The organism is Luteibacter aegosomaticola (genome assembly GCF_023078475.1).
In the GTDB taxonomy this organism is placed as follows: domain Bacteria; phylum Pseudomonadota; class Gammaproteobacteria; order Xanthomonadales; family Rhodanobacteraceae; genus Luteibacter; species Luteibacter aegosomaticola.
On record NZ_CP095741.1, the window covers coordinates 1,225,822 to 1,250,859 of the forward strand.

At 65.6% G+C, this 25,038-nt stretch carries 24 protein-coding genes and 1 tRNA gene; 15 read left to right on the forward strand and 10 right to left on the reverse strand.

The genetic code is table 11. The annotated features are described in order from the left end of the window. Positions 1 to 264: 264 nt before the first annotated feature. The 5 genes from L2Y96_RS05395 to L2Y96_RS05415 are packed head-to-tail and all read right to left on the reverse strand — an operon-like array spanning position 265 to position 3,214. On the reverse strand, positions 265 to 744 hold the full coding sequence (locus tag L2Y96_RS05395) for a hypothetical protein (protein WP_247333548.1): 480 nt from the start codon (positions 742 to 744) through the stop codon (positions 265 to 267). Next, entirely contained in the window at positions 741 to 1,007 is a 267-nt protein-coding gene (minE, locus tag L2Y96_RS05400; protein WP_247333550.1) for a cell division topological specificity factor MinE, read from the reverse strand. Before minE ends, L2Y96_RS05395 begins: the two co-directional genes overlap by 4 nt. 2 nt (positions 1,008 to 1,009) lie before the next feature. Further along, complete coding sequence (minD, locus tag L2Y96_RS05405) at positions 1,010 to 1,822, reverse strand: septum site-determining protein MinD (RefSeq protein ID WP_247333552.1); 813 nt, start codon at positions 1,820 to 1,822, stop codon at positions 1,010 to 1,012. A 34-nt stretch (positions 1,823 to 1,856) separates the two neighbouring features. Continuing rightward, the gene (minC, locus tag L2Y96_RS05410) at positions 1,857 to 2,624 is read right to left on the reverse strand and encodes a septum site-determining protein MinC (RefSeq protein WP_247333554.1); all 768 of its coding nucleotides are present in this window, start codon (positions 2,622 to 2,624) and stop codon (positions 1,857 to 1,859) included. Then, a complete protein-coding gene (locus L2Y96_RS05415) occupies positions 2,621 to 3,214 on the reverse strand; it encodes a GNAT family N-acetyltransferase (protein WP_247333555.1) in 594 nt (197 codons plus the stop codon). Before L2Y96_RS05415 ends, minC begins: the two co-directional genes overlap by 4 nt. 190 nt (positions 3,215 to 3,404) lie before the next feature. On the opposite strand from L2Y96_RS05415, the gene L2Y96_RS05420 reads away from it, so the two are divergent. The 7 genes from L2Y96_RS05420 (at position 3,405) to L2Y96_RS05450 (ending at position 12,415) form a co-directional block, all read left to right on the forward strand. After that, positions 3,405 to 4,670: a sensor histidine kinase gene (locus L2Y96_RS05420; protein ID WP_247333557.1), complete on the forward strand. Its 1,266-nt coding sequence runs from the start codon at positions 3,405 to 3,407 to the stop codon at positions 4,668 to 4,670. Beyond that, the gene (locus L2Y96_RS05425) at positions 4,667 to 5,308 is read left to right on the forward strand and encodes a response regulator (protein WP_247333558.1); all 642 of its coding nucleotides are present in this window, start codon (positions 4,667 to 4,669) and stop codon (positions 5,306 to 5,308) included. The genes L2Y96_RS05420 and L2Y96_RS05425 overlap by 4 nt, the downstream gene beginning before the upstream one ends. A gap of 215 nt (positions 5,309 to 5,523) precedes the next feature. Further along, complete coding sequence (locus tag L2Y96_RS05430; protein ID WP_247333560.1) at positions 5,524 to 6,894, forward strand: SRPBCC family protein; 1,371 nt, start codon at positions 5,524 to 5,526, stop codon at positions 6,892 to 6,894. A gap of 1,115 nt (positions 6,895 to 8,009) precedes the next feature. Continuing rightward, positions 8,010 to 8,945, forward strand: a complete 936-nt coding sequence (locus L2Y96_RS05435) for an ABC transporter ATP-binding protein (RefSeq protein ID WP_247333562.1) — start codon at positions 8,010 to 8,012, stop codon at positions 8,943 to 8,945. After that, positions 8,942 to 9,676: an ABC transporter permease subunit gene (locus L2Y96_RS05440; RefSeq protein WP_247333564.1), complete on the forward strand. Its 735-nt coding sequence runs from the start codon at positions 8,942 to 8,944 to the stop codon at positions 9,674 to 9,676. Before L2Y96_RS05435 ends, L2Y96_RS05440 begins: the two co-directional genes overlap by 4 nt. Further along, positions 9,676 to 11,541: a GldG family protein gene (locus tag L2Y96_RS05445; protein ID WP_247333565.1), complete on the forward strand. Its 1,866-nt coding sequence runs from the start codon at positions 9,676 to 9,678 to the stop codon at positions 11,539 to 11,541. The genes L2Y96_RS05440 and L2Y96_RS05445 overlap by 1 nt, the downstream gene beginning before the upstream one ends. Positions 11,542 to 11,545: 4 nt before the next feature. Further along, positions 11,546 to 12,415 carry a cytochrome c oxidase assembly protein gene (locus L2Y96_RS05450; protein WP_247336923.1) on the forward strand — a complete coding sequence of 290 codons (870 nt, stop codon included), beginning with the start codon at positions 11,546 to 11,548 and terminating at the stop codon, positions 12,413 to 12,415. Here the strand turns inward: L2Y96_RS05450 and ppk2 are convergent. The 3 genes from ppk2 to hemA form a co-directional block, all read right to left on the reverse strand. Continuing rightward, positions 12,384 to 13,157 (reverse strand): polyphosphate kinase 2, encoded by a 774-nt coding sequence (gene ppk2, locus L2Y96_RS05455; protein WP_247333567.1) that lies wholly within the window; start codon positions 13,155 to 13,157, stop codon positions 12,384 to 12,386. The two genes, L2Y96_RS05450 and ppk2, sit on opposite strands and share 32 nt — an antisense overlap. 199 nt (positions 13,158 to 13,356) lie before the next feature. Beyond that, on the reverse strand, positions 13,357 to 14,436 hold the full coding sequence (prfA, locus tag L2Y96_RS05460; protein WP_247333569.1) for a peptide chain release factor 1: 1,080 nt from the start codon (positions 14,434 to 14,436) through the stop codon (positions 13,357 to 13,359). A 32-nt stretch (positions 14,437 to 14,468) separates the two neighbouring features. Next, positions 14,469 to 15,740 (reverse strand): glutamyl-tRNA reductase, encoded by a 1,272-nt coding sequence (hemA, locus tag L2Y96_RS05465; protein WP_247333579.1) that lies wholly within the window; start codon positions 15,738 to 15,740, stop codon positions 14,469 to 14,471. A 117-nt stretch (positions 15,741 to 15,857) separates the two neighbouring features. Between hemA and L2Y96_RS05470 the strand changes: the two genes are divergently transcribed. The 8 genes from L2Y96_RS05470 to ychF all read left to right on the forward strand — a co-directional run bounded on the left by L2Y96_RS05470 (position 15,858) and on the right by ychF (position 23,683). After that, positions 15,858 to 17,606, forward strand: coding sequence for a tetratricopeptide repeat protein (locus tag L2Y96_RS05470; protein ID WP_247333580.1), 1,749 nt, complete (start codon positions 15,858 to 15,860; stop codon positions 17,604 to 17,606). Positions 17,607 to 17,754: 148 nt separating this feature from the next. After that, positions 17,755 to 18,369 (forward strand): lipoprotein insertase outer membrane protein LolB, encoded by a 615-nt coding sequence (gene lolB / locus L2Y96_RS05475; RefSeq protein WP_247333591.1) that lies wholly within the window; start codon positions 17,755 to 17,757, stop codon positions 18,367 to 18,369. A gap of 316 nt (positions 18,370 to 18,685) precedes the next feature. Next, positions 18,686 to 20,071 (forward strand): 4-(cytidine 5'-diphospho)-2-C-methyl-D-erythritol kinase, encoded by a 1,386-nt coding sequence (gene ispE / locus L2Y96_RS05480; RefSeq protein ID WP_247333608.1) that lies wholly within the window; start codon positions 18,686 to 18,688, stop codon positions 20,069 to 20,071. A gap of 48 nt (positions 20,072 to 20,119) precedes the next feature. Beyond that, positions 20,120 to 20,196: transfer RNA gene (locus L2Y96_RS05485), tRNA-Gln, on the forward strand. A gap of 74 nt (positions 20,197 to 20,270) precedes the next feature. Further along, entirely contained in the window at positions 20,271 to 21,209 is a 939-nt protein-coding gene (locus L2Y96_RS05490) for a ribose-phosphate diphosphokinase (RefSeq protein ID WP_247336926.1), read from the forward strand. Between the two features lie 81 nt (positions 21,210 to 21,290). Next, entirely contained in the window at positions 21,291 to 21,926 is a 636-nt protein-coding gene (locus L2Y96_RS05495; protein ID WP_247333610.1) for a 50S ribosomal protein L25/general stress protein Ctc, read from the forward strand. Positions 21,927 to 21,977: 51 nt separating this feature from the next. After that, positions 21,978 to 22,556, forward strand: a complete 579-nt coding sequence (gene pth, locus L2Y96_RS05500; RefSeq protein ID WP_247333611.1) for an aminoacyl-tRNA hydrolase — start codon at positions 21,978 to 21,980, stop codon at positions 22,554 to 22,556. 35 nt (positions 22,557 to 22,591) lie between these two features. Beyond that, on the forward strand, positions 22,592 to 23,683 hold the full coding sequence (gene ychF, locus L2Y96_RS05505; protein ID WP_247333613.1) for a redox-regulated ATPase YchF: 1,092 nt from the start codon (positions 22,592 to 22,594) through the stop codon (positions 23,681 to 23,683). Positions 23,684 to 23,878: 195 nt separating this feature from the next. Here ychF and L2Y96_RS05510 read toward each other — a convergent pair whose 3' ends face one another. Beyond that, the gene (locus L2Y96_RS05510; protein WP_247333615.1) at positions 23,879 to 24,676 is read right to left on the reverse strand and encodes a nucleotidyltransferase domain-containing protein; all 798 of its coding nucleotides are present in this window, start codon (positions 24,674 to 24,676) and stop codon (positions 23,879 to 23,881) included. A gap of 53 nt (positions 24,677 to 24,729) precedes the next feature. Continuing rightward, positions 24,730 to 25,008, reverse strand: coding sequence for a hypothetical protein (locus tag L2Y96_RS05515; protein WP_247333618.1), 279 nt, complete (start codon positions 25,006 to 25,008; stop codon positions 24,730 to 24,732). Positions 25,009 to 25,038: the final 30 nt, after the last annotated feature.

The following is a 25,038-nucleotide window of genomic DNA, read 5'->3' on the forward strand; positions in this document are numbered from 1 at the left end:
AGCCGCCACAGGCGGGGCCGGCCATGGATGGCCGGTCGTTTGAAACCGAGCCAGGAAGGCGAGTTTCAAACCCCCGTCCGCACGCCGGTTCGCGGCCGTAGGCCAATCAGATACATGGCCCCGGAGGGGCATCCTTTTCGAACGTTGGAGACTTGTCTGAGCAGCGAGGGTGGGCGCCAAGGCCTCTTTCCGGAAACGTCCGAGCGCCAACGCGATGGCCAAAGGCCGAGCCCCGCGAGGCCGAAGGCGAGCCCTATCGACGCGTCAGCCGACCGGCAAACCGCGAGCTTCGAGGAAGGCGCGTGCTTCAGGCGCATCCTGCTCGAACCAGGCACGGGTGGAGCCCAGGCGGTACGTATACCCCCAGCGATCCATGTCCTCCATCAGGCGCAACGAACCCACCGAAGGCAGGTGCCCCGCCAACACGATCTGCAGATAGCAGGTCGCATCTTCCTCCTCGATCGAATCCGTCGCATCGGTATGCACCAGCGCGCGCTTCTCTTCCGGCAACACGATCAGGTGACAAGCCTCATGCAACAGCGAATGCACCGGCGTATCCGCCCGTGCATAAACCGTCGTACCAATGATGCCCGCCTCGGTATCGCCCCAGAAGCTTCCAGGGATCGCCTCGCCATCGGCCACCGGGATCAGGGCGAGGCCGAACGTCGCGAGCAGGGAACGGGGTTCGTCAAAGCCGATGTCGCCGACGCGGAGCACCGCGTCGGCGGGATCGGGCGCGCTCATGCCGACGCGGGCTTGCCGTCGGGCAGGGCGACGGAGAGTTCCAGGATCTCGTGGCCGCTATCACGCTCGAGGTTGATGTTTACCGCATCGACATCGACGTTCACGTACTTGCGGATGACCTCCAGCAGCTCATTGCGCAGCAGCGGCAGGTAATCAGGCGCGCCACGCGTAGAGCGTTCCTGCGCCACGATGATGCGCAGGCGCTCCTTGGCCACGCCCGCGCTCGGCTCGGGCTTCCGCTTCAGGAAATCGAGGATACCCATGCTTAACCTCCGAACACGCGCTTGAGGAAGCCCTTCTTGACCGGCTCGAGGAAGCGCAGCGGGCGCTCGTTGCCCAGGATGCGGGCGACGGTGTCCTTGTAGGCGTGGCCAGCGTTCGAGTTGTCATCGAGGATAACCGGCACGCCCGCGTTCGACGCTGCCAGCACGTTCTCCGACTCCGGGATAACGCCCACGACCGAGATGCCGAGGATGTCCTCGACGTCCTTCACGCTGAGCATTTCACCGGCTTCGACGCGGTTCGGGTTGTAGCGCGTCAGCAGCAGGTGCTGCTTGATCGGCGCTTCGCCCTTTTCGGCGCGGCGGGTCTTGCTGGAGAGCAGGCCGAGGATGCGATCGGAATCGCGCACGGAGGAAACCTCCGGGTTCACGACGACGACAGCGTGGTCGGCGAAGTACATGGCCAGGTGCGCGCCCTTTTCGATACCGGCGGGCGAATCGCACACGACGAAGTCGAAGTTTTCCTTCGTCAGTTCGTCGAGCACCTTCTCCACGCCTTCCTGGGTCAGCGCATCCTTGTCGCGCGTCTGCGACGCGGCGAGCACGTACAGGTTTTCGTGGCGCTTATCCTTGATAAGGGCCTGCTTGAGCGTTGCCTCGCCGTGCACGACGTTGACGAAGTCGTACACCACGCGGCGCTCGCAGCCCATGATCAGGTCGAGGTTGCGCAGGCCGACGTCGAAGTCGATGACGGCGACCTTCTTGCCCTCGATGGCGAGGCCGGTCGCGAGGGAGGCACTGGTGGTGGTCTTGCCGACTCCGCCCTTGCCGGAGGTGACGACGATGATTTCAGTCAAGAGATGTCTCCGCAAAAAACGGTTGGGACCGGCGTCAGAGGCGCGCGATCATGAGTTTTCCATTATCGAGCCAGCATTGCACGGCCTGGCCTTCGAATTCCTTCGGGATGTCCTCGAACACCCGGTAATGCCCCGCGATCGCGACGAGTTCGGCGCGGAAATCGGAGCAGAAAATGCGTGCAGTCTCATCACCCTGTGCGCCGGCCATCGCGCGACCGCGCAGGGTGCCGTAGACGTGGATGGAGCCGTCGGCGATGACTTCGGCGCCGTTGGCCACCGCGGCGGCGACGACGAGGTCGCGCTCGCGGGCGTAGATCTGCTGGCCGGAGCGTACGGCGCTACCGGTGTGCTGCTGCGCGGTGATGGTCGCGCCGGTTTCCAGGCTGGCAGCCGGTTCCGCACGCGACATCGCGGGCGCCGCCGGGGCCGGGGCGGCCGGCGCGGATTCGCCCTGGCCCGGCTCGTACTGGGCGCGGAACTTAGCGATGAGTGGGAGGTTCATCCGCTCGGCAAGCGCTTCGGTCTCGCTGGTGCCGTAGGCGATGCCTACCGGCATCATGCCGGCGCTACGGATGGCTTCGAGCAGGGCATCGACCATGCCGTCGTCCGGCAGTTTGGGCAGGTGCGAGAGATCGAGCACCACGGCAGCGCGGTTGAACATCTGCGGGGCAGAGCGCACGCGGCGCTCGAGTTCTTCCACCAGGGCGGCGGCATCGACGCGGCGCACGCGCACGCAGGCGATACCAACCTGGCCAAAGCGCAGGTCGCAGGCGGCTTCGAGGGATTCGGCGCGGGCGTTCATGCGGCCACCCCACGATCGGCCGGGCGGTCGCGCTCGGCGAGCCACGCAACGGCCGGGAGGCCGCCCTGCTCGAGATAACGCTCGCGCACGAACGGGAAGCTCGGCAGTTCACGGGCGAGCAGGCTCACCTTGGGGCCGTCTTCGCCCATCTGCTGCTGGCCCACTTCCTGGAACCCCATGGTGCCGTGGAACAGCACGGTCTGGTCGTTGCGGGGTTCAAGGAAAACTTCGCAGGTCAGGAGCGGCACGCGTACCTCGGCATAACTTTGCACATCACAGTAAAAAATCCGGCCCAGGCCATGCCCGCGGAAATCGTGTTCGATCACGATGCGATCGATATACACGAAGGACTCGTAATGGGTCTGGAACCAGCGGAAATTGGGGCTCTGGTAATCGGCTTCCGGGCGCATGGCGATCAGGAAACCGACGATGCGCCCATCCTGCTCGGCGACGCGGAAGTAGTGCGCGATCTCGTACAGGTGGCGCAACCGGGCGCGATCGGTGGCGAGAATGCCGGTGCCCGCTTCATTATTCAGCGCCAGCACGGCATCCAGGTCGTGCTCGCGCACGTCGCGGATGGCAAGGGCCATTCGTTACTCCGATCCATGTGTTTCAAGGAGGGCAGCCCCCGGGCCGCCCGACGCGCGGATTATGACACGCCCGGCCCCGGCCGGGGGCGTTCGTGCGGATGTAAAACCGTTGTAAAGCCGGTGCTTGCCGTGTGCGCCCTCATGACTTCAGTCAGGTGGTGCGCGAGCCATGAAGGCCTATGATGCGTGCATGTCCAAGGTCCAGTTCAACCACGTCCGCCTGCTCCGGTACGCCACGTACTTCGTGTACCTGTGTGTCGGCCTCCCGCTCTCGCTGCAACGGGCCGGCTCGGAGCCGGGCCAGATTCCGAATGTGGCCCTGCTGGCCTGGACCGGCTGTTACCTCCTGTTTGGCCTGGTCTACTGGCTGCTGACACGCAGCCTGGGCTCGCGCGTGGATGGCCCGACCCGGGTGACCGTGCTGGTGATCCTCACCGGGACGGCGCTGGCTATCGGCGTCCTCAGCAAAAGCGGTCTCTCGGCGCTGCTGCTGGTCATCGTGGCGGCCGTGGTCCCCTGGCTGGTCAGCCTTCCGGTGGGCATGGTGTGGATGGTGGTGGCGCATCTCGCGCTCATCCCCGTGCTCATGCAGTTGCCTGCCTTCGGCCTGATTTACTCGATCATGCAGGCCTGCCTGTATTTCGGCTTCTCGGCGCTGATGTTCATCACCTCCATGGTGGCGAGCCAGCAGGCGGATGAGCGCGAGGAGCTGCGCCAGCTGAACTCGGAGCTCCGCGCCACGCGGGCCCTGCTCGCCGAATCCACCCGCATCGCCGAACGCATGCGCATCGCCCGCGACCTGCATGACCTGGTCGGGCACCACCTCACGGCGCTCACCCTGAACCTCGAAGTGGCCAGCCACCTCACCAACGACGTGGCGCGCGAACACGTATTGAAAGGGCAGAGCACGGCCAAGCTCTTGCTGGCCGATGTGCGCGAGGTAGTGAGCGAACTGCGCCAGGACGATGCGATCGACCTGACCCAGGCCCTGCGCAGCCTGACCGAGGGTGTGCCGGGCCTCAACGTCCATCTGGCGATTCCGCCGCGTTTTGGCGTGGAAGACCCGCGCCGTGCGCAGATGCTGCTGCGCTGCGTGCAGGAAATCCTGACCAACACGGTCCGCCACGCCAACGCTCGCAACCTCTGGCTCACCTTCCGCCATTCCGGCCCGGATGAGCTCTGCCTCGACGCGCGCGACGATGGCCGTGGCATTGCCAGCGTCACCGGCACCTTCCGCCCCGGCAATGGCCTGAACGGCATGCGCGAGCGCCTGGCCGAGTTCGGCGGCACCGTTGATTTCCGCGATGTGCCCGAAGGGGGCTTCGCCCTCACTGCGCGCCTGCCCCTGGGCGAGGCGCAGGTCCTGGCACACGCACCCACACGTCAGGCGCTGGCCGATAGCCCGCTGCCGCCTCTCCATGCCACCATCCCCGTTCCTTCCGAGGATCCTTCATGATCTCCGTCTGCCTTGTTGACGATCAGAACCTGGTTCGCCAGGGCATCCGCTCACTGCTCGACCTCGCCGGGGATATCCGCGTGGTGGCCGAATGCGCGGATGGCGCCCAGGCGGTCCAGATGATCCCGCAGGTGCGCCCCGACGTGGTCCTGCTGGACCTGCGCATGCCCAATATGAGCGGCCTCGAGGTGCTCCAGGCCCTGGGTGGCCGCAATGAGCTGCCCCCGACCATCATCCTGACCACCTTCGACGACGACCAGCTCGTGCTTTCGGGCCTGAAGGCCGGTGCCCGGGGCTATCTGCTCAAGGATGTGTCGCTCGACCAGCTGGTCGAGGCGGTGCGCACGGTGGCCGCCGGTGGCTCCCTGGTGGCGCCCATGGTCACGCAGCGCTTGCTGGCCGGCGTGGGCCGTATCCAGAACCAGTTTTCCAGCCTGGAACAGCCGGATCCGCTCACGGAGCGGGAGACGGAGATCCTGCGCCTGCTTTCCGGGGGCTATAGCAACAAGGAAATCGCCAATTCCCTGCGCGTGGCCGAGGGCACGGTGAAAAACCACGTGTCCAATATCCTCTCCAAACTGGGCGTTCGCGACCGTACCCGGGCCGTTCTCAAGGCCCTGGAACTGGGAATCGTCTGACAGCTGGCTGACCGCGGCATTTCGACCCGGAATTTTTCGGGTTGTGCCCGCTTGCGAAAAAGGGCAGGGGACCCAATGGCGCTCGGCGCCATGACCGGCTACCATCGGTTCTTTCGGCACTGGCATACCCATGTCACGGGCCGATTATTCAGGGGTGACCGCGCGGACTCCACAGCCGGGGGTTGCCTGTTCAAAGACGTTCGGAGAACCGTGGAATGACGCGTCTGTTAGAATTTCTTGTCGCTATCGTCATCGTCGCCGTCCTTGGCGTCGTGGTTGGCGTGGCCATGCCCTCGACCGGACACGTCGAGCGCCCGTTGGTGATCAGCAAGGATTTGCGCCAGGTCTACGACGTCTTCAGTAACTTCCGTCGTTACCCGGACTTCAGCGTCCAGCGTACGCTGGACCCGCAGCTCAAGTACGAACTGTCCGGCAAGGCCTACGGCCCGGGCGCCAAGATTTCCTGGACCTCGACCGACCCGAAGACGGGTGACGGCTCCCTCGAAATCGCCTCGATCGATCCGGGCTTTGCCGCCATCAGCGATGCTGGCAAGGGCACCATCGTCTGGAACCTCGAGAACAACTGGCGCGGCCACGACAAGAAGTTCACGATCACCCTCGCCCGCACTGGCCGTAGCCAGAAGCTGGTGAACGTGGTCTGGGCTTACGACGTCGACTACGGCTTCAACCTGGTTGACCGCTTCAGCAACCTCTATATCCACGGCGATCCGGATTCCCTGATCCAGTTCAGCCTGTCGAACCTGCAGAACCTGATGGCGTCGATCCCCAACATCGACTACAGCAAGATGGTTCCGTCGATTGTCGACCAGCCGGCCAAGCCCATCCTGTTCGTCTCCACCACGGCTCCGCGCACGCTCGACGACGTCGACACCGCTTCGGACAAGGCCATGGCCGAGATCCAGGCTGCCGCGAAGAAGCTGGGCGTGAACATCGTCAGCCCGCGCATCACGTTCACCACCAACTGGGGTGATCAGAACTACACGTTCGACGTGGCTGCCGAGATCGACGCCACCACGCTGAAGATCAATGGTCAGGACGTTGAACTGACCGCCGCCCAGCGCCCGTCGCTCGATGCCGCCGCTCCGGCCGAGGCTTCGACCTCCGCCGCTCCGGCTGCTCCGGCCGATGCCGCTGCTCCGGGCAGCAAGGACAAGCTGGGTCGCGTCGTGGTCGATGGCAACGTTAAGGCGGTCCTCGCTTTCGGTGGCAAGGCCCTCAAGGCTGAGTGGAGCGGTACCGGCGCAGGCCTGCCGCAGACTCGCCAGATGATGGCTGCCTACTCGCAGACCCACGGCTACAAGTTCGACGACGTGGTGTTCCGCCCGTACGACATCCAGACGAAGGCGCCGGTGAACAACCACGGCACCATCGAGGGTTACGACGAGCAGAAGTTCGAGATCTACCTGCCGCTGCAGGGCGACAACCTCCCGGACCAGACCCCGGAGCAGGAAGCTGGCATGAAGCAGCCTGGCCTGGATGATTCGGCTCCGGCCGCTTCCTCCACGGCCGCTGCCCCGGCCGCCGCGGGCACCGCCCCGGCCCCGGCCAGCACCGCCGCCAACTAAGCCACCTGGCTTAGGGCACCAAAAAAGGCCGCGAGCAATCGCGGCCTTTTTTGTGCTTGCTCGATAAGGCTCGCCTTCGGCATCGCGTTGGGCTGGCTCGGCCTTTGGCCATCGCGGTAGCGCTCGGACGTCTCTGGAAAGAGCCCTCGGCGCCCACCCTCGCTGCTCAGACAGGTCCTCGTCGTTCGAAAAGGTTGGCCGCTGCGCGGCCCATGTACTTATTTGGCCTACGGCCGCGAACCGGTCGCCGGGCGGGGGTTTGAAACTCGCCATCCTGGCTCGGTTTCAAACGAGCGGCCCTCCATGGCCGCTCCCGCCTGTGGCGGCTGTTCCCGCCCGTCGCCCTCGCCTGCGAAACTCGCCTCGAGGGTGGGCGCCGAGGGCTCTCCGAGGCACTGAGGGCGCGTGATGGGAGAGCCAGCACCGTGGTCGTAGCGGCCGACCTTGTCGCCCGAGGTACAAACCCACCGACGTGCTCGCGACGTTCCTGTAGGAGCCCACCCTGTGGGCGACGCCGTTCGCGGCACATTCCAGGTCTTGCGGCGCTTGGCTCTTGATCGATCGTGCCGTACGAGAGGGCCTGAGCGCTGAGGCGAAAGATGTCGCCCACAGGGTGGGCTCCTACGGCCGTTTGTCAGGTGTGAGGTGCCGCGAGGGCGGCCGTGTTGCTGGCGGTGGCTTTCCCATCGGTTTGCCTCAGTGTGTCCGAGAGGCCTTGGCGCCCACCCTCGAGGCGAGTTGTCGGAGACGAGGCGGGTGGACGGGAACAGCCGCCGCAGGCGGGGCCGGCCATGGATGGCCGGTCGTTTGAAACCGAGCCAGGGAAGGCGAGTTTCAAACCCCCGTCCGCACGCCGGTTCGCGGCCGTAGGCCAATCAGATACATGGCCCCGGAGGGGCATCCCTGTCGAACGTTGGAGACTTGTCTGAGCAGCGAGGGTGGGCGCCAAGGGCTCTTTCCGGAGACGTCCGAGCGCAAACGCGATGGCGAAGCCGAGCAACGCGAAGCCGAAGGCGAGCCGTCTCGATAGTGAACCGATGCAAAGCCACGCTGCCTAAGGCACGCAGCCCGTCAGGGTGGAACGCGGGACGGCCCCCGTGCGTTAATGAGTGGACATGATCGAGACCGAACGACTCACCCGTTGCTATGGCCCGCTGATCGCGGTCGACTCGCTCACCCTGCGCGCCGAGCCAGGGCAGGTCGTCGGGCTGTTGGGCCCCAACGGCGCCGGCAAATCCACCGCCATGCGCATGATCGCCGGCTTCCTCACCCCCACCTCCGGCACCGCCCGCGTCTGCGGCCACGACATCCGCCGCGAACCGCTCGCCGCCAAACGCGCCCTCGGCTACCTCCCCGAAGGCGCCCCCAGCTACGCCGAAATGACCGTCAGGGAATTCCTCACGTTCATGATCCGCGTACGCAACCTCGACCGCGACATCGCCCGGCGCCGCTTCGACGAAGTCGTCATGCGCCTCGAACTCGACGAAGTTCTCGAAGCGCCCATCGGTACGCTCTCCAAAGGCCTGCGCCGCCGCGTCGGCCTCGCCCAGGCCATCCTGCACGACCCGCCGGTCCTCATGCTCGATGAGCCCACCGACGGTCTCGACCCCAATCAGAAGCACTCCGTGCGCATGCTCATCGACGCCATGGCGCGCGAACGCACCATCCTCATTTCCACCCACCTGCTCGAAGAAGTGCATGCGCTGTGCAACCGCGTGGCGATCATCGCCAACGGCAAGCTACTGGCCGACGCGACGCCCGCGGAGCTTGAGGCGCGTTCGCGCTACCACGGCGCGGTGTCGTTCAGTGCGCAAGGCAGCGGCGTGTCACGGGAGATGCTCGCGCGCATCCCGGGCGTGTCGATGACCGAGGTCGACCCGCTCGATGGGCGTGTCACGGTCTTCCCCAAGCCCGGGCAGGCGATCCTGGACGACGTGCAGGCGCTGCTGCGTGAGCAGAACCTGCGTATCACCGAGATCCAGCTGGAGCAGGGGCGCCTCGACGAGGTGTTCCGGCAGATCACGACGCAGCCGCGCGGGGGTAACGCATGAGCGCGGTATCCGCCATCGCTCGTCGCGAGCTGCGTTCCTACTTCGTCACGCCGGTAGCGTACGTGTTCATGGTGATCTTCCTGGTCATGGCCGGCGTGCTCACCTTCTACACGGGTGATTTCTACGACCGTGGACTCGCTGATCTGCAGCCGTTCTTCGATATGCATCCGTGGCTGTACCTCGTGCTGGTGCCTGCGGTGACGATGTCCATGTGGGCCGAGGAACGCGCCTCGGGGACGCTGGAGCTGCTGTTTTCGTTGCCTGTCAGCATTTCCCAAGCGGTGCTGGGCAAGTTCCTCGCCGCCTGGGGGTTCATTGGCATCTGCCTGGTCCTGACCTTCCCGATCTGGATCACGGTCAATTATCTCGGCAACCCCGACAACGGCGTGGTGATCTCCGGTTACATCGGCAGCTGGCTGATGGCCGGTGCGTTCCTGGCCGTCGGCGCGTGCATGTCCACGGCGACGCGCAGCCAGGTCATCGCGTTCATCCTCACTGCCTCGGTGTGCTTCGTGCTGCTTCTTATCGGGCAATCGCAGGTGCTCGATTTCTTCCAGGATGCGGTGCCACCGAAGCTCATTGGCGCCATGGGTCAGCTTTCGATCGTGCGCCACGCTAATGCGATCGCGCGAGGGGTGCTCGACCTGCGCGACCTGATGTATTTCGGCGCCATGATCGTGGCGTGGCTGGGCGCGGCGGTGCTTGTGCTCGACTTGAAGAGGACGCGCTGATGAAGCGGCTGTCTTTTTCGCTTTCGCGTGCCAATCGCCTCCGTGTCGGCCTGGCCGCGATCGCCGTCCTGTTCATGGCGGTGATCGGACTGAGCTCGCTTTCGCTGCGCACGGCGCGCGTCGATCTCACCGAAGACCGGATCTATACGCTTACCCCCGGCACGCAGGAGATCGTGGACGGCCTGGCGAAGCCGATGACCGTGACCCTCTATTTCTCCGAGCATGCCACGCGCGAACTGCCCCAGCTGCGTAGCTACGAGCAGCGCGTGCAGGAGATGCTGCGCGAGATCGCCGTACGTGCCCACGGCCGCATCCGCTTCCGCGTGATCGATCCGGTGCCGTATTCCGATGACGAGGATGCCGCGGAGAGCTACGGGCTGACACCGGCGAGTGGCGGCAGCAACGGCGAACGCGTGTTCTTCGGCCTGGTCGGCACCACTGGCACGGGCGAGGCCGCTACGTCGCAGGCGATTCCGTTCTTCGATCCGGCCCGCGAGGCGTTCGTGGAATACGACATCGCCAAGCTCTTCTACGAGTTGGGTGCGCCGCGCAAGCCGCGGATCGGCGTGCTGAGTTCGTTGCCCGTCGAGGGCAACATGGTGATCGGCGAGCAGCCGTGGGCCGTGATTCGCCAGCTTGACCAGCTGGCCAACGTCACCAGCCTGGATGGCGATACGCTCAAGCAGGTGGATCCGTCGATCAACGTCCTGCTGCTTATCCACCCGAAGAAGCTGCCGGAGGACGCGCAGTACGCGATCGATCAGTACGTGCTGCACGGCGGCCACCTGGTGGTGTTCGTCGACCCGGATGCCGAGCTGGATACCGCGCCGCTCATCGACTCCAGCGGCACCGTGGACGATCACGATTCTGACCTGCGCCGCCTGTTCGAGGCATGGGGTGTCGAATATGACCCGACGAAGGTGGTGCTCGACCGTTCGCAGGCCCTCACTATCGAGTTGAATGGCAACAGCGTGCCGCATCCGGCGATGCTGGGGCTTTCGATGCAGGACCTTAACCACGATGACGTGGTGACGGCGAGCCTGCAGCGGATCAATTTCTCCAGCGCCGGATTCTTTGAGCTATCGCCGAATACCAAGGCCCGCATGCTTCCGCTGGTGCAGACCTCGGATGAGGCGATGGTGGTCCCGTCGCAGCGCGTGCGCGATGCGGTCGCCGATCCGTCGACCCTGCTTGAGAACTACGAACCCAGCCACGATCGCTATGTGCTCGCCGCACGCCTGCGCGATACGTTCCATACGGCGTTTCCCGAGCGCAAGGGCAAGGGGCACCTCGATGTGGCCGCCGCACCGGGTGAGGTGATCCTGGTGGGCGATACCGACCTGCTCTCCGATCGGCTCTGGCTCGACGTGCAGCCGCTGCTGGGCCAGCAGCAACTCACGCCGTTCGCGAACAACGGCGACTTCATCGCCAATATCGTCGACAACCTGGGCGGCTCCACCGCGCTGCTTTCGATCCGCGGCCGCGCCAACCTGCAGCGGCCGTTCACGCGCGTCCGTGCGATGCAGGCGGCCGCCGACCGGAAGTTCATCGTGAAGAAGCGCGAGCTGGAGAATGAGCTCTACGAAACCCAGCGCCGTCTGGCTGAATTGCAGCCCGCCAAGGGCTCGGCAACCGCACCCACCACCCTGACGACGCAGCAGCGCAAGGAAGTGGAGCAGTACCTGCAGCGCAAGCTGGCGATCGGCAAGGAGCTGCGCGATGTGCAGCATCAGCTCAATGCGGAGATCGATGCACTGGGTATGCGGCTGAAGTTCATCAATATCGTGCTCGTGCCCTTGCTCGTGGCGATCGTCGGCCTCGTGTTCGGCTGGCGGCGCACGCGCCGCGTCCGCCAGGAGCTCTAGCATGCTGGCCGGGGGGCTGCTGAAGTGGATCGTGCCGTGGGAGTTCTCGTGGAGCTTCCTGGCCCTCTTCGTGGCCGCCGCGTGGCTCTACGTCTCGGGTACCCGTCGCCTGCATGTGCCGTGGGGGCGCCAGGCCGCCTTCTGGACAGGCATGGCCATCGTCTACGTGTCGTTGCACACGTACCTCGATTACTTCTTCGAACATGAGTTCTTCATGCACCGGATCCAGCAGGTGCTGCTGCACCACCTGGCGCCCCTGCTTATCGTGGCGTCTTATCCGGGCACGGTGTTGCGCGCGGGCCTGCCGTTGCGCTGGCGCGTGCGCCTGCGCAGGATCGGGCGTGGCATTGCGTGCCGTGCGTTGGCGGCGGTGTTGCTGAATCCGGCGTTCGTCACCCTGTCGTTCGTCGGCCTGATCGTGGTGTGGCTGATCCCGGACATGCAGACGCTGGCCATGCTGGACTGGCGCATCTATCGCTTCATGAATTGGTCGATGATCTTATCGGGCCTGGCGTATTGGTGGCTCGTGCTCGACCACCGGCCGAAGCCGCCTGGGCGGATGACCCCGGGCATCCGCGTGCTTTCGCCGGCACTGACCATGACGCCGCAAATCGTGGCCGGCGCCATCGTCACGTTCTCGAAGGCGGATCTTTATCCGATCTTCGAAGTGTGTGGCCGGGCGTTCACCATGAACGTGCTGACCGGCCAGCTGATCGGCGGCGTGATCATGTGGGTGCCCGCGGCGATCATCGAATCGATTGGTGGCTTGCTGGCGATGCGCCAGTGGCTGCGCCTGTCGCGCACGGGGCGGCTGCCGAAGCGGCCGCCGCCGGTGCGCCGGGTCAGTAGACCTTCGGTACCTTCACCGCCTTAGCGGTGATCCGTTCCTTCTGCGGCTTGCCCTTCAGCTTCGGCAGGTCGATCTCCTCATCCGGCACGAGCTTGTCGGGGATCTGGTCGAGCAGGTGGCGGATCAGGTCGAGCCGTCCGGCCTTCTGATCGTTGAAGTTGGCAACGAACCACGGCGCATCGTCGGTATGCGTGTGCTGGATCATGGCGTCGCGCAGGTCGCCCATTTCCTCGTATTTCTGCCGCCCCTTGATGTCCACGGGGGAGAGCTTCCAGCGCTTCAGCGGATCGGCCGCACGTTCGGCGAAGCGCTCTTCCTGTTCGGCCTGATCCACGGCCAGCCAGTACTTGAGCAGGATGATGCCGTCATCGGTCAGCAGCTTTTCGAAGGCAGGCACGGCCTTCATGAAGGCGTCGTACTGCGCCTGCGTGCAGAAGCCCATGGCGGGTTCAACGATGGCGCGGTTGTACCAGCTGCGGTCGAACAGCACGAGTTCGCCGGCGTGGGGCAGGTGCTCGACATAGCGCTGGAAATACCACTGGGTTTCCTCGTCCGGCGTGGGCTTGCCCAGGGCCACCACGCGTGAGGAACGCGTATCCAGCTTGTCGGTGATGGCTTTGATGGTGCCGCCCTTGCCGGCGGCGTCGCGGCCTTCGAAGATCACCAGCATGCGCTTGCCGGTGCGGCGCAGCCAGCGCGTAAGACCGACGAGTTCGACCTGCAGGTCGGCGAGGTCGTGTTCGTACTGCTTTTTCTTCTTGCCCATGGGGCGGCTTCCTTGGGAACAGGCAGCCATCATGCACCAGACCGCGTCACGACACCGTGGTAGGAGCCCACCCTGTGGGCGACATCTTTCGCCTCACCACAAGTAGGAGCCCACCCTGTGGGCGACATCTTTCGTCCCACCGCTACAGGCCCTGTGGCGTTATCGCGAACGGCGTCGCCCGCAGGGTGGGCTCCTACGGTTAGCCGGCGGTCAGGCTTTGCAGCTCGTCGGCCTGGTTTTCGCGGGTGAGCGTGTCGACCAGTTCATCGAGATCGCCCTGCATCACCTCGAGCAGGCGGTAGAGGGTGAGGTTGATCCGGTGGTCGGTGATGCGGCCCTGCGGGAAGTTGTACGTGCGGATGCGCTGGCTACGGTCGCCCGAGCCCACCTGCAGGCGGCGCTCCTCGGCCTGGGCGGCGCTCTGCTTGCTGCGCTCGGCGTCGAGCAGGCGGGCTTTCAGCAGGCTCATCGCGCGGGCACGGTTCTTGTGCTGGCTGCGCTCATCCTGGCATTCCACCACCGTGCCCGTGGGCAGGTGGGTGATGCGGATGGCCGAATCGGTCTTGTTCACGTGCTGGCCGCCGGCGCCGGAGGCGCGGAAGGTATCCACCTTCAGGTCGCCGTCGCGGATCTCGATCTCGCCGACTTCATCCTGTTCGGGGAGGATCGCTACCGTGGCGGCGGAGGTGTGGATGCGGCCCTGCGATTCCGTTTCCGGTACGCGCTGGACGCGGTGGGTGCCCGATTCGAACTTCAGCCGCGAATACGCGCCGCGGCCCTCGATACGGGCCACGATTTCCTTGTAGCCGCCGTGTTCGCCTTCGTTGGCGTTGAGGATCTCTACGTGCCAGCGCTGGCGCTCGGCATAGCGGGCGTACATGCGGAAGAGGTCGCCGGCGAAGATCGCCGCCTCGTCGCCGCCCGTGCCGGCGCGTACTTCAAGGAACAGGTTGCCTTCGTCGCGCGGGTCCTTCGGCAGCAGCAGGATCTGCAGCTCGCCATCGAGTTCCGTCAGGCGGTTTTCGATCCGCTCGATGTCATCGGCCGCCATCTCTCGCATGTCGGGGTCGTCAAGCATGGCCTTCGTTTCGGCCAGTTCGCGCTCGGCCTGGTCGTGCTCTTTCAGCGAGGCGGCGACGGGTTCCAGCTGGGCGTATTCACGCGAGAGATCGCGGAAGCGGTTGCCATCGGCGAGCACCTCGGGCTGGGCCAGCAGCAGGCCCACCTCTTCATGGCGTTCGGCGAGGGCTTCGAGTTTGCGGCGGATCGACGGGGTCATCTAGGGGCACGAAGGACGGCTCAAGCCGTACATCATGCGGAAACGTCGTCGTCCGGGTCCAGTCCATAAAGGCGGCCAGCCGCGTGGAGCAGGTCCAGGTCGCCGGAAAGGGCGGCATCGCGCAGGCGTGCGCTGGGGGCGTGGAGCAGCTTGTTGGTGAGCGTATTGGCCAGGAAGGCCAGGGCTTCCTCGGCGCTGCGGCCCTTGGCCAGCATGGCCTGGGCCTTGGCCAGCACCTCGTCGCGCTGCGCTTCGGCGGCTACGCGCATGTCTACGGCCGGGTTGCGCAGGGTGAGGGCGCGCCGCCACGACATGTAGCGTTCGACCTGGAGATCGATGATGGCATCGGCCTCGCGGGCAGCGAGCTCGCGGGAGCGCCGGTTTTCGTCGATGACCTGCTTCAGGTCGTCGATGCCGTAGAGGTAAACGTCGTTGAGCTGCGCCACCTCGGCTTCGATATCGCGCGGCACGGCGATATCCACCATGAACATCGGGCGGCGTCGGCGCTGGGCGATGGCGTCGGCCACCATGGCTTTCGTGACGACCGGCTGGCGCGAGGCGGTGGAGCTGATGACGATGTCGGCTTCCGCCAGGTGGCGGGGCAGATCGGCCAGGGCGATGGCGTAACCGCTGTAGCGGCCGGCCAGTTCCTGGGCGTTCTCGAGCGTGCGGTTGGCCACGATCAGCCGGCGCACCTGCTTGTCGGCGAGGTGACGGGCGGCCAGTTCGATCGTCTCGCCCGCGCCGATCAGCAGCACACAGGCCTGGCGCAGGTCGGTGAAGACCTGTTCCGCCAGACGTACCGCGGTGTAGGCCACGGAGACGGTGTGGGCGCCGATCCGGGTATCGGTGCGCACGCGCTTGGCCACGGCGAAGGTGTGCTGGAGCAGGCGCTCCATCGGGGCCTTCAGCGCGTTGGCGCCGCGGGCCTGCTGGTAGGCGTCCTTCACCTGGCCGAGGATCTGCGGCTCGCCCAGCACCATCGAGTCCAGGCCGGTGGCCACGCGGAACATGTGCCGCACGGCTTCCTGCTCGTCGTGCCGGTAAAGGAACTCATCGAGCCGTTGCGGGGTCAATCGGTGCTGCCGGGAGAGCCATTGCCCCGGTACGGCCTGGAAACCGTCGGCCACGCTCACGTAGAGCTCGGTGCGGTTACAGGTCGAGAGGATCATGGCCTCTTCCACGCCCGGCTGCCGGGTGAGGTCGCCCAACGCCTCGGGCGCCACCGCAGCGTCGAACGCAACCTGCTCGCGCAGGCTGACCGGCGCGGTGAGGTGGTTGAGCCCAAGGGCGATCAGTGGCATGTCGTCGGCTGCGCTCGGCAGGGGTGGCGTCGGCTAAGCTAAGGGCGCATTGTGCGCTGACAAGGCTTCGGGCGCTTGCACGGGCCTGTCCGTAGCGGAAAAACAACGGAGAGTAGTGTGCTGACCGGTGGGTCCAAGTTCAAGCAAGTGCGGCATTTTGTGGTCATGGTGGGTGCCGTCATGGCCATCGCGGGTTGTGCCACCACCGCGCCCCAGGCTGGCCAGCAACCCAAGCAGGTGCGTACCGGCGTGCAGCCGCTCGACCGCCTGCAGGTGGCTATCGTGCCGCCCGAACGCGACCTGGAGGCCCAGGTCATGGCGGGCGATTTTGCCATTGCCGCGAACGATCTCAAGACCGCGTCAGACGCGTACGGCAAAGCCGCCTGGTTGAGCGACGACCCGACCGTGGCCAGCCGGGCCGCCGAACTGGCGCTTGCCATCCATGACCAGGCCGCCGCCGGGAAGGCGCTGGAGCGTTGGGCCGCACTGGGCGCCAAGCCCGCCGAACTGGCCGAGGGCCGGGCGCGGATGGCGCTGGACCGCGGCGACACCGCCGATGCCCAGCACCAGCTGGAGCTTCTCGTGGCCTCGGGTGACAAGGACGCCTGGCGCGCCTTCGGCCGTACCCTGGTGCAGGCCCGTGACGCCGCCCAGGCCGGCGTGCTGCTCGAACGCATCGCTACCCCGCAGCGGCTCCCCAACGAGGCGACCGCGTGGCTGGCCATGGCCGAGCTGGGTGAGAACCTCGGCCGTCACGACTACGCCCAGCGCATCGGCGATGAGGCGCAGAAGCGTTTCCACGACGGTGCCACCTACGCCTGGGCCGCCCAGAAGGCGTTCCGCGCGGGTGACAAGGCCGGCGCGAAGGCGTTGTTCGCCAAAGCGGTTCAGAAGGATCCGAAGAATCCGCGTCTTCGCCTGGCCTACGCCAGCGTGCTGGCCCAGGGTGGCGACGAGAAGGCCGCGGCTGCCGTGGTGGCCGTGGGCCCGCAGGATGCCGATACCTACAACATGCGGATGACGCTTGCCGCGCGCTCGGCTGACAAGGCCGCGCTGGCACGGCTCTACGCCGAGATGCGCCGCCAATCCGACGATGTCCAGGCCGACAACGCCTTCACCCTGGGCCAGATCGCCGAACTGCTCGACAAGAAGGAAGACGCGCTCGACTGGTACGCGGCCGTGGGCGATGACGATCCGCACATCTTCGACGCCTCGGTGCGCAGCGCCGTGATCCTGCACCTGCAGGGCAAGGACGACGATGCCCACCAGATCGTGGCCGACCTGCAGACGACCTATGCCGACCGCCCCGAGGCGCTGATGAAGGCGTTCGCGGTAGATGCCGAGCTGTATATGGACGCGCGCCGCTTCGATGCCGCCGCGGCCGCCTATGACAAGGCGCTGCGGGTGAAGCCGGATGACACCGACATGCTCTACGGCCGCGGGCTGGCCTACGCCGAAGCCAACCAGGTGGACCAGGCCGTGGCCGATTTCCGCAAGGTGCTTGAGCTGAAGCCCGGCGATATCGAGGCCAGCAACGCCCTCGGTTTCACCCTGGCCGACAACGACCGCGATCTCGCCGAAGCGCAGACCCTGCTGCAAGCCGCCCGCTCAGCCCGCCCGGATGACCCCTCCGTGGCGGACTCCTGGGGCTGGCTGAAATTCCGCCAGGGCCAGCTCGACCAGGCTGAGAGCACCCTGCGTGGCGCATGGGCGAAGCAGAAGGATGGCGATATCGGCGTGCATCTGGCCGAAGTGCTCTGGCAGCGCGGTGAACACGATGAGGCGCGTAAGGTGCTCAACGAAGTGCGCCGTATCGATCCGAAGAACGCTTCGCTGCTGAAGACGGAACAGAAGCTCAAACCCTGACATCCGAGGCCCGTGTAGGAGCGTGCTTGCACGCGATTGGGCCACACGGTCGCTTCACCTCTTCGCTTCGCCCGATCGCGCGCAAGCGCGCTCCTACAAGGGGCTGGCCCTGATCTTGCCGGGCCTGCTCCGATGACATGGATTCTGTATGACTGGTTGGTTTCGCGGGCTTGGCCTGGTTTCGGTGGTTCTTCTTTCGGCCTGCGCCACGACGCGGCCCGTTACGCACCACGAGGGTGATGGCGTCACCCTGGGACAGCAGGCGGATCGTGAGCGTGTGCTCGCTGACACGAACCACTGGACCCTGCAGGGCAAGCTCTCGGTGTCCGACGGTAACGACAACCATTCCGGCGGCCTTACCTGGAAACAGGACGGCGACCGTTATGAGTTCACGATCCGTGCGCCGGTCACGGGGCGCAGCTTTCGCCTGACGGGCGGCCCGGATGGCGCCGAGCTGGATGGCCTTGATGGCGGCCCGCGCCGTGGCCCCAACGCCGAAACGCTGATGGCGCAGACGGTGGGCTGGCAGTTGCCGATGGCGGAGCTAAAGAGCTGGGTGCTGGGCCTGCGTGCCGACGCCGGCCCGGCCGACATCCGCTTCGGCGACGACCGGCTGCCGTCGCAGCTGGTACAGGATGGCTGGACCGTCGATTACAAGGCGTGGGACGCCACGCGCCAGCCGGCCATGCCGAGCAAGGTGTTCGCCGAGAAGCCGCCGTACAAGGTGCGCCTCGCCATCGAGTCCTGGCAGTTAGGTCAGTAGGAGCCCACCCTGTGGGCGACATCTTTCGCCTCGGTACGTAACCTTGCGGCGCTTCCGCGAACGGCGTAGCTGGGTCAGTAGGAGCCCACCCTGTGGGCGACATCTTTCGCCTCGGTATATGACCTTGTGCGCTTCCGCGAACGGCGTCGCCCACAGGGTGGGCTCCTACCTGCAGCACCCAGGCACCGGTGACGTGTATGCAGACGTGACGCGCAGGCACCGGTGACGTGTATGCGGGCGTGACGCGTATGCAACCGTGACGCGGGGGCGCCCATCCCCGATAATGCGCCCCTTTCGCGCTTTCACCGGCCACGCGATGCATTTCACGATCTCCCGCGCCCATCCTGACGACGCCGAGCGCCTCTGCGCGATTGAGCGCGAGGCGGTGGAGCTCTTCCGTGGGCATGAGGCGTGGCCGTCGTACTCCGGCATGGCGTTGCCTGCGGACATGGTCCGCCAGCTGATCACCCGTGGCCTGTGTTGGGTGGCGGTGGTCGAGGGCGATGTCGTCGGCTTCGTCTGCCTGGATACCGACGGCAATCCAGGCGCCATCGGTATCGCTGAGATCGACGTGCTGCCGGCCTTCGGTGGCCGCGGTATCGGCGCCGCTCTGCTTGAGCACGCCTGCGCCTGGGCCCGGGAAGCCGGGTACGCCCGGGTCGATCTGGGCACCCTGGCCGATGTGCCGTGGAACGCCCCGTTCTATGCGAAGCACGGCTTCGCGGTGGTCGATAAGCGCGCACCCGAATTCGCGGAGGCGCTGGCCCGCGATCGCGACAACGGCTTTCCTGACCACCTGCGCGTGTTCATGAGCCGCACGCTGGCGCCGCTGGCCCGGGGCGACTGGACCGTCTGGCCGGCCCCGGCCAAGCTCAACCTGTTCCTGCGCATCGTCGGCCGCCGCGCCGATGGCTACCACGAGCTGCAGACGGTCTTCCGCCTGCTCGACTGGGGCGATGAGATCCGCCTGCGCGTCCGTGACGATGGACAGATCACCCGGCCGAAGGACATCCCCGGCGTTCCGGAAGACACTGACCTGACCGTGCGTGCGGCGCGCCTGCTGGCCGAGGCCACGGGCACCCGGCTCGGTGCGGAAATCGAAGTGGCCAAGCGCATCCCGATGGGCGGCGGCCTGGGCGGTGGCAGCTCCGATGCGGCCAGTGTGCTGGTCGGTCTCAACGTGCTTTGGGACACCGGGCTCGACGAAGACGCCCTGGCCGCGCTGGGCCTGAAGCTGGGTGCCGACGTGCCGGTCTTCGTCCGCGGCCGCTCGGCCTGGGCCGAGGGCGTGGGCGAGCGACTCGAGGCGATCAAGCTGCCGCGGCGCTGGTACGTGGTGGTCGACCCGGCCGAGCATGTGCCCACCCCGGCGCTGTTCGCCGCACCCGAATTGACTCGAAATGCCCCTCGGGCGACAATTTCGGCCTTTGTTTCCGGGGATTCGGCGGAGAACGCCTTCGAACCGGTAGTCCGAGCGCGCCACCCGCGGGTGGCCGCAGCGTTGGACTGGTTGGCAGGCTTCGGCCTGGCCCGCCTTTCCGGCAGTGGTGGCTGCGTCTTCCTGGAAACGAGAACCTTCGAAGCGGCCCTCGCGGTCGCTTCGCGCTGCCCGTCAGGCTTTACGGCCCACGTGGCGGCGGGTATCGATCCATCGCCGCTGCTGGCTATGCGCGCAAGGATCGGGACAAGGGGCTTCGTGTAGTTAAGGACGGAAAGGGCCGCGGGCTGCGGCATGTGATCACGAAATTGTTGGGGCGTCGCCAAGCTGGTTAAGGCACGGGATTTTGATTCCCGCATGCGCAGGTTCGAATCCTGCCGCCCCAGCCATCCACACCGGATGGCACTGCGCCGATTTCAACCTAACTGTTCCCCTAGGAGTCCTCGTGGATACGTCCACCCCGATGCTTTTCACCGGTAACGCGCACCGCGCGCTTGCCGACGATGTCGCCGCACGCCTTGGCATCCCGCTGGGTAAGGCCCTCATCGGCCGCTTCAGCGATGGCGAGGCACAGATCGAGATCGAGGAGAACGTCCGTAAGCAGGAGGTGTTCGTCATTCAGCCGACGGGCGCACCCAGCGCGGAGAATCTTTTCGACCTGCTGGTGCTGGTGGATGCGCTCAAGCGCGCCTCGGCCGGCAGTGTCACCGCGGTGATGCCGTATTTCGGCTACGCCCGCCAGGATCGCCGCCCGCGCTCCGCGCGCGTGCCGATCACGGCGAAGCTCGCGGCCAAGATGATTGCGACGGCTGGCGCTGATCGCGTGCTCACGATTGACCTGCACGCCGACCAGATCCAGGGCTTCTTCGATATCCCGGTCGACAACGTGTACGCCTCGCCGGTGCTCCTGGCCGACATCTGGCGTCACCACAGCATGGACGACCTGATCGTGGTCAGCCCGGACGTCGGCGGCGTGGTGCGTGCGCGTGCGCTCGCCAAGCGCCTGGACGACGCGGACCTGGCCATCATCGACAAGCGCCGCCCGAAGGCGAACGTGGCTACGGTCATGAACATCATCGGCGACGTGGACGGCAAGACCTGCGTGCTGGTGGACGACATCGTCGACACCGCCGGTACGCTCTGCGCCGCCGCGGCGGCACTGAAGGAAAAGGGCGCCCGCAAGGTCGTCGCGTACTGCGTGCATCCGGTGCTCTCGGGCGCCGCGATTACCAATATCGAGAACTCCCAGCTCGACCAGTTGGTGGTCACGAACACGCTGCCGCTGCGCGATAACGCCCGTAACTGTGCGAAAATCCGCCAGTTGTCGGTCGCGGAACTGCTCGCGGAGACGATCCGCCGCATCGCCTATGGCGAATCGGTGAGCTCGCTCTACATCGACTGATCCACCGTTTTTCGGTCTTCCCTGGTCGCGGGGAAGACCTTTACCACCGCCGCGAGGCGGTTTACTTGAGGCAACACCATCATGGCTACCAATCACAAGCTCACCGCCACGAGCCGCAAGATCGAAGGGAAGGGTGCGAGCCGCCGCCTTCGTACCGCGGGCTACGTGCCGGCTATCGTCTACGGCGCAGGCGCCGAGCCGCAGGCCATCCAGGTCCTGCACAACGACATCCTGCTCGGTTCGCGTTTCGAGTCGTTCTACTCCTCGGTCATCGAACTGACCGTCGACGGCAAGGCTCAGAAGGTCCTGATCAAGGACTGGCAGAAGCACCCGTTCAAGCAGCTCATGCTGCACATGGACTTCCAGCGCGTTAACGAGAACGAAGCCGTTCGCGTCGCCGTGCCGCTCCACTTCCTGAACCAGGAAAAGAGCCCGGCTGGCAAGACCGCTGGTCTGGTCATCTCGCACAACCTCACGGAAGTCACCGTGTCGTGCCTGCCGAAGGACCTGCCGGAGTTCATCGAACTCGACCTCGCCAAGCTCGCCGCCGGCGACATCATCCACCTCTCGGACCTCAAGCTGCCGAAGGGCGTGGAAGTGCCGGAACTGGGCCTGGGCAAGGAGCACGACGTCGCTGTCGTCACCGTCGCCTCGATCCAGGAAGAAGTGGACCCGACGGCCGAAGGCGCCGAGGGCGCTTCGGACGAAGCCAAGTAATCGGCTTGCCACCCGCGGCGCCTCGCGCCGCGGGTGGCACGTTTACTTCGCATGGCGTCACTACGTCTTATCGTCGGCCTCGGTAACCCCGGGGCCGAATACGTCAGGACCCGGCACAATGCCGGGTTCTGGTGTGTGGATGCCCTGGCCCATGAGCAGGGCGAGTGCTGGTCGTTCGATGGCAAGCTGCACGGCGAAACCTGCAAGGTGCGCATCGGCGGCGAGGCTGTCTGGCTGTTGAAGCCGGCCACGTTCATGAACAAGAGCGGCATCGCGGTGGTTTCCGCGCTGCGCTACTACAAGATCGAGCCGGATGAGTGCCTCGTCGCCCACGACGAGCTGGATCTCTCGCCCGGCACCGTCCGCATGAAGTTCGATGGTGGCCACGGCGGCCAGAACGGATTGCGCGACATCATGGCCCATCTGGGCCACGGCAAGTTCCACCGCCTGCGGGTCGGCATCGGCCACCCGGGGCACCGCGACAAGGTCACCCCGTGGGTGCTCGGCCGGCCCAACGCGGCTGACGAAGACGCCATCATGCACGGCATCGGGCGCGCGTTCGACGTGCTGCCGCTGGCGCAGGAAGGCAAGTTCGAAGAGGCGATGAAACGCCTGCACACGGTCGCCTGACCTCTTTCAAATACCTACCGGATACAGAGTTCGCCATGGGCATCAAATGCGGCATCGTCGGCCTGCCTAACGTCGGCAAGTCCACCCTGTTCAACGCGCTCACCAAGGCGGGCATCGCGTCGGCCAATTTCCCGTTCTGCACGATCGAGCCGAACACCGGCATCGTCCCCGTGCCGGACCCGCGCCTCAATGAGCTCTCGGCGATCGTCAAGCCGCAGAAGATCATCCCGACCACCATGGAATTCGTGGATATCGCGGGCCTGGTGGCTGGCGCCTCGAAGGGTGAGGGCCTGGGCAACAAGTTCCTCGCGCACATCCGCGAAACCGATGCCATCGCCCATGTCGTGCGTTGCTTCGAGGATGACAACATCATCCACGTCGCCAACAAGGTCGATCCGATCTCCGATATCGAAACCATCGATACCGAGCTGGCGCTGGCCGACCTGGAAGCCGTGCTGAAGGCGCTCGACCGAGCCACGCGCTCGGCCAAGGCCAACGACAAGGACGCCATGGCCCGCAAGCCGGTGCTCGAGAAGCTTGCCAAGGTGCTCGACCAGGGCCGCAGCGCGCGTTCCGCTGGCCTCGATGCCGAGGAAAAGGCGCTCGTCCGCGACATGTTCCTGATCACCATGAAGCCGCTGATGTACATCGCCAACGTGGCGGAAAATGGCTTCGAAAATAACCCGCACCTCGATGCCGTCCGCGCCCGCGCGGTGGAAGAGGGTGCCGAGGTGGTGCCGGTGTGCGCCGCTATCGAAGAAGAACTTTCGCAGATGGACGACGCCGACCGCGACGAATTCCTGAAGGAAATGGGCTTCGACGAGCCGGGCCTGAATCGCGTGATCCGCGCTGGCTACAAGCTGCTCGGCCTGCAGACCTACTTCACCGCCGGCGAGAAGGAAGTCCGTGCCTGGCAGGTCCGCGCCGGCTCCACCGCGCCGCAGGCCGCAGGTGTCATCCACACCGATTTCGAGCGCGGCTTCATCCGCGCAGAAACCGTCGCCTTCGACGACTTCATCAAGTTCAAGGGCGAGCAGGGCGCCAAGGAAGCCGGGCGCCTGCGATTGGAAGGCAAGGAGTACATCGTGAAAGAAGGCGATGTGCTGCACTTCCGCTTTAACGTCTGATCAAAAAAAGCCCCGGCCATGCCGGGGCTTTTTTTGGTTCTACACGCATTTCCGGGACCATCCGCTGCACCACGCGCTGTTGGGTCGGTTCATTCGCTGGCGCGAATGCATGTACTGAGCGGCTTGCGTCGCCTTAGGCTGGATGTCCGCTGGGGTCGGAGACGGTCAGGCCCTTGGGGGCTGCCAGTCGCGGATTCAGGCCCAGGTATCGCGCAGCACGCGTCGGAACAGTGACGACAGCGCCGTATCTTCCTTGCTACCCGATAGGCGTACCTGATGCGGTGGCACGGTGTGCTCCAGTCGTTCCAGTTCGTCTTCGATGAATGACTGGATCGGGGGAATGCGCGGTGAGAGTCCCATTTCAGGGGATTCGCGTTTGACCGCCAGCAAATCGTCGATTGCCTTTTGCAGCGATGTGCCTGGGTCGATCACGGTACGCAGGGTCTCGAATTCGATGGGTGCCGGTTTGCCGTAGCGTTCCAGCCAGCGTACGGCGAGCAATGGACGCAGGACGTAGAAGTACTTTTTCAACGGCACCAGTTCATCGCGCAGATAGCCGCGGTAGTTGGTCTTCGCCATGCTGCGGTAGTGGTAGGTACCGCGCTCCACGGAGTAGACCTCACCCAGGAGTGCCCTGGCTTCGTCGTGAAACGGGCCGCTGCGCTCGTAGATGATGGGTGACTGGATCCACTCGACGAAGCCCGGGTTCGAGCGGCGGAAGAGCCGCAGCGCCTTGCGCACATCCCAGCCGTTGATGTCCATCTCGTCGACGATTGGGTACTCGATGACGTCGCGCTGCTCTTCCAGCGAGACCGAGAGGTACCACTCGGGGCGGTGCACGTAGATGAAGCGGGCGTCGTAGTCGCTGTTGGGTGAGGCGAAGCCCCAGGCGCGGCTACCGGATTCGACAGCCAGGAGCACTTTGACGTCGTGTTCCTCTTCGGCGCGGCGGAGTCGGCGCGCTACTTCTTCCCTAACGTCATTGCTGATCATGCATGGCTTCCCTGCGTGTTGTCAGGTGATGGTGCCATGTACTCGTGGCCGCGTCAGTCCCTGTGCAGGCGCCGCGCAAGTACGCCCCAGAGTGTCAGGAACGTCGCTATGCCGAGTGACCATGCCAGGCCGTGTGCATCCATGTGGGCGCCATGCAGGGTGGCACGGATGGCGGGTGCGTTGCCAAGGTCGTGGGCGTCGCCCACAGTCATCAGCGCCTGGACGATGATGAAGACGATGGGGAGCGTGAGCGCGGCCGGCACAGCACGCACCACGCTATTGATCACGTCGACGAGGTCCGTCCAGCCGTAGAATCCATCCGATAGGTTCATGCGCCCCCCCTTTTGGGCGATCGTGCCAGA

Bases quoted from the DNA above. Each gene is read 5' to 3' on its own strand.
- L2Y96_RS05425 (WP_247333558.1), top strand. From the start codon at position 4,667: ATGATCTCCGTCTGCCTTGTTGACGATCAGAACCTGGTTCGCCAGGGC.
- L2Y96_RS05395 (WP_247333548.1), bottom strand. From the start codon at position 744: ATGAGCGCGCCCGATCCCGCCGACGCGGTGCTCCGCGTCGGCGACATC.
- L2Y96_RS05415 (WP_247333555.1), bottom strand. From the start codon at position 3,214: ATGGCCCTTGCCATCCGCGACGTGCGCGAGCACGACCTGGATGCCGTG.
- prfA (WP_247333569.1), bottom strand. From the start codon at position 14,436: ATGACCCCGTCGATCCGCCGCAAACTCGAAGCCCTCGCCGAACGCCAT.
- L2Y96_RS05445 (WP_247333565.1), top strand. From the start codon at position 9,676: ATGAAGCGGCTGTCTTTTTCGCTTTCGCGTGCCAATCGCCTCCGTGTC.
- ppk2 (WP_247333567.1), bottom strand. From the start codon at position 13,157: ATGGGCAAGAAGAAAAAGCAGTACGAACACGACCTCGCCGACCTGCAG.
- pth (WP_247333611.1), top strand. From the start codon at position 21,978: ATGGCGTCACTACGTCTTATCGTCGGCCTCGGTAACCCCGGGGCCGAA.
- ychF (WP_247333613.1), top strand. From the start codon at position 22,592: ATGGGCATCAAATGCGGCATCGTCGGCCTGCCTAACGTCGGCAAGTCC.
- L2Y96_RS05495 (WP_247333610.1), top strand. From the start codon at position 21,291: ATGGCTACCAATCACAAGCTCACCGCCACGAGCCGCAAGATCGAAGGG.
- L2Y96_RS05440 (WP_247333564.1), top strand. From the start codon at position 8,942: ATGAGCGCGGTATCCGCCATCGCTCGTCGCGAGCTGCGTTCCTACTTC.
- L2Y96_RS05490 (WP_247336926.1), top strand. From the start codon at position 20,271: ATGCTTTTCACCGGTAACGCGCACCGCGCGCTTGCCGACGATGTCGCC.
- ispE (WP_247333608.1), top strand. From the start codon at position 18,686: ATGCATTTCACGATCTCCCGCGCCCATCCTGACGACGCCGAGCGCCTC.
- lolB (WP_247333591.1), top strand. From the start codon at position 17,755: ATGACTGGTTGGTTTCGCGGGCTTGGCCTGGTTTCGGTGGTTCTTCTT.
- hemA (WP_247333579.1), bottom strand. From the start codon at position 15,740: ATGCCACTGATCGCCCTTGGGCTCAACCACCTCACCGCGCCGGTCAGC.
- L2Y96_RS05510 (WP_247333615.1), bottom strand. From the start codon at position 24,676: ATGATCAGCAATGACGTTAGGGAAGAAGTAGCGCGCCGACTCCGCCGC.
- L2Y96_RS05430 (WP_247333560.1), top strand. From the start codon at position 5,524: ATGACGCGTCTGTTAGAATTTCTTGTCGCTATCGTCATCGTCGCCGTC.
- L2Y96_RS05515 (WP_247333618.1), bottom strand. From the start codon at position 25,008: ATGAACCTATCGGATGGATTCTACGGCTGGACGGACCTCGTCGACGTG.
- minC (WP_247333554.1), bottom strand. From the start codon at position 2,624: ATGAACGCCCGCGCCGAATCCCTCGAAGCCGCCTGCGACCTGCGCTTT.
- L2Y96_RS05435 (WP_247333562.1), top strand. From the start codon at position 8,010: ATGATCGAGACCGAACGACTCACCCGTTGCTATGGCCCGCTGATCGCG.
- L2Y96_RS05420 (WP_247333557.1), top strand. From the start codon at position 3,405: ATGTCCAAGGTCCAGTTCAACCACGTCCGCCTGCTCCGGTACGCCACG.
- minE (WP_247333550.1), bottom strand. From the start codon at position 1,007: ATGGGTATCCTCGATTTCCTGAAGCGGAAGCCCGAGCCGAGCGCGGGC.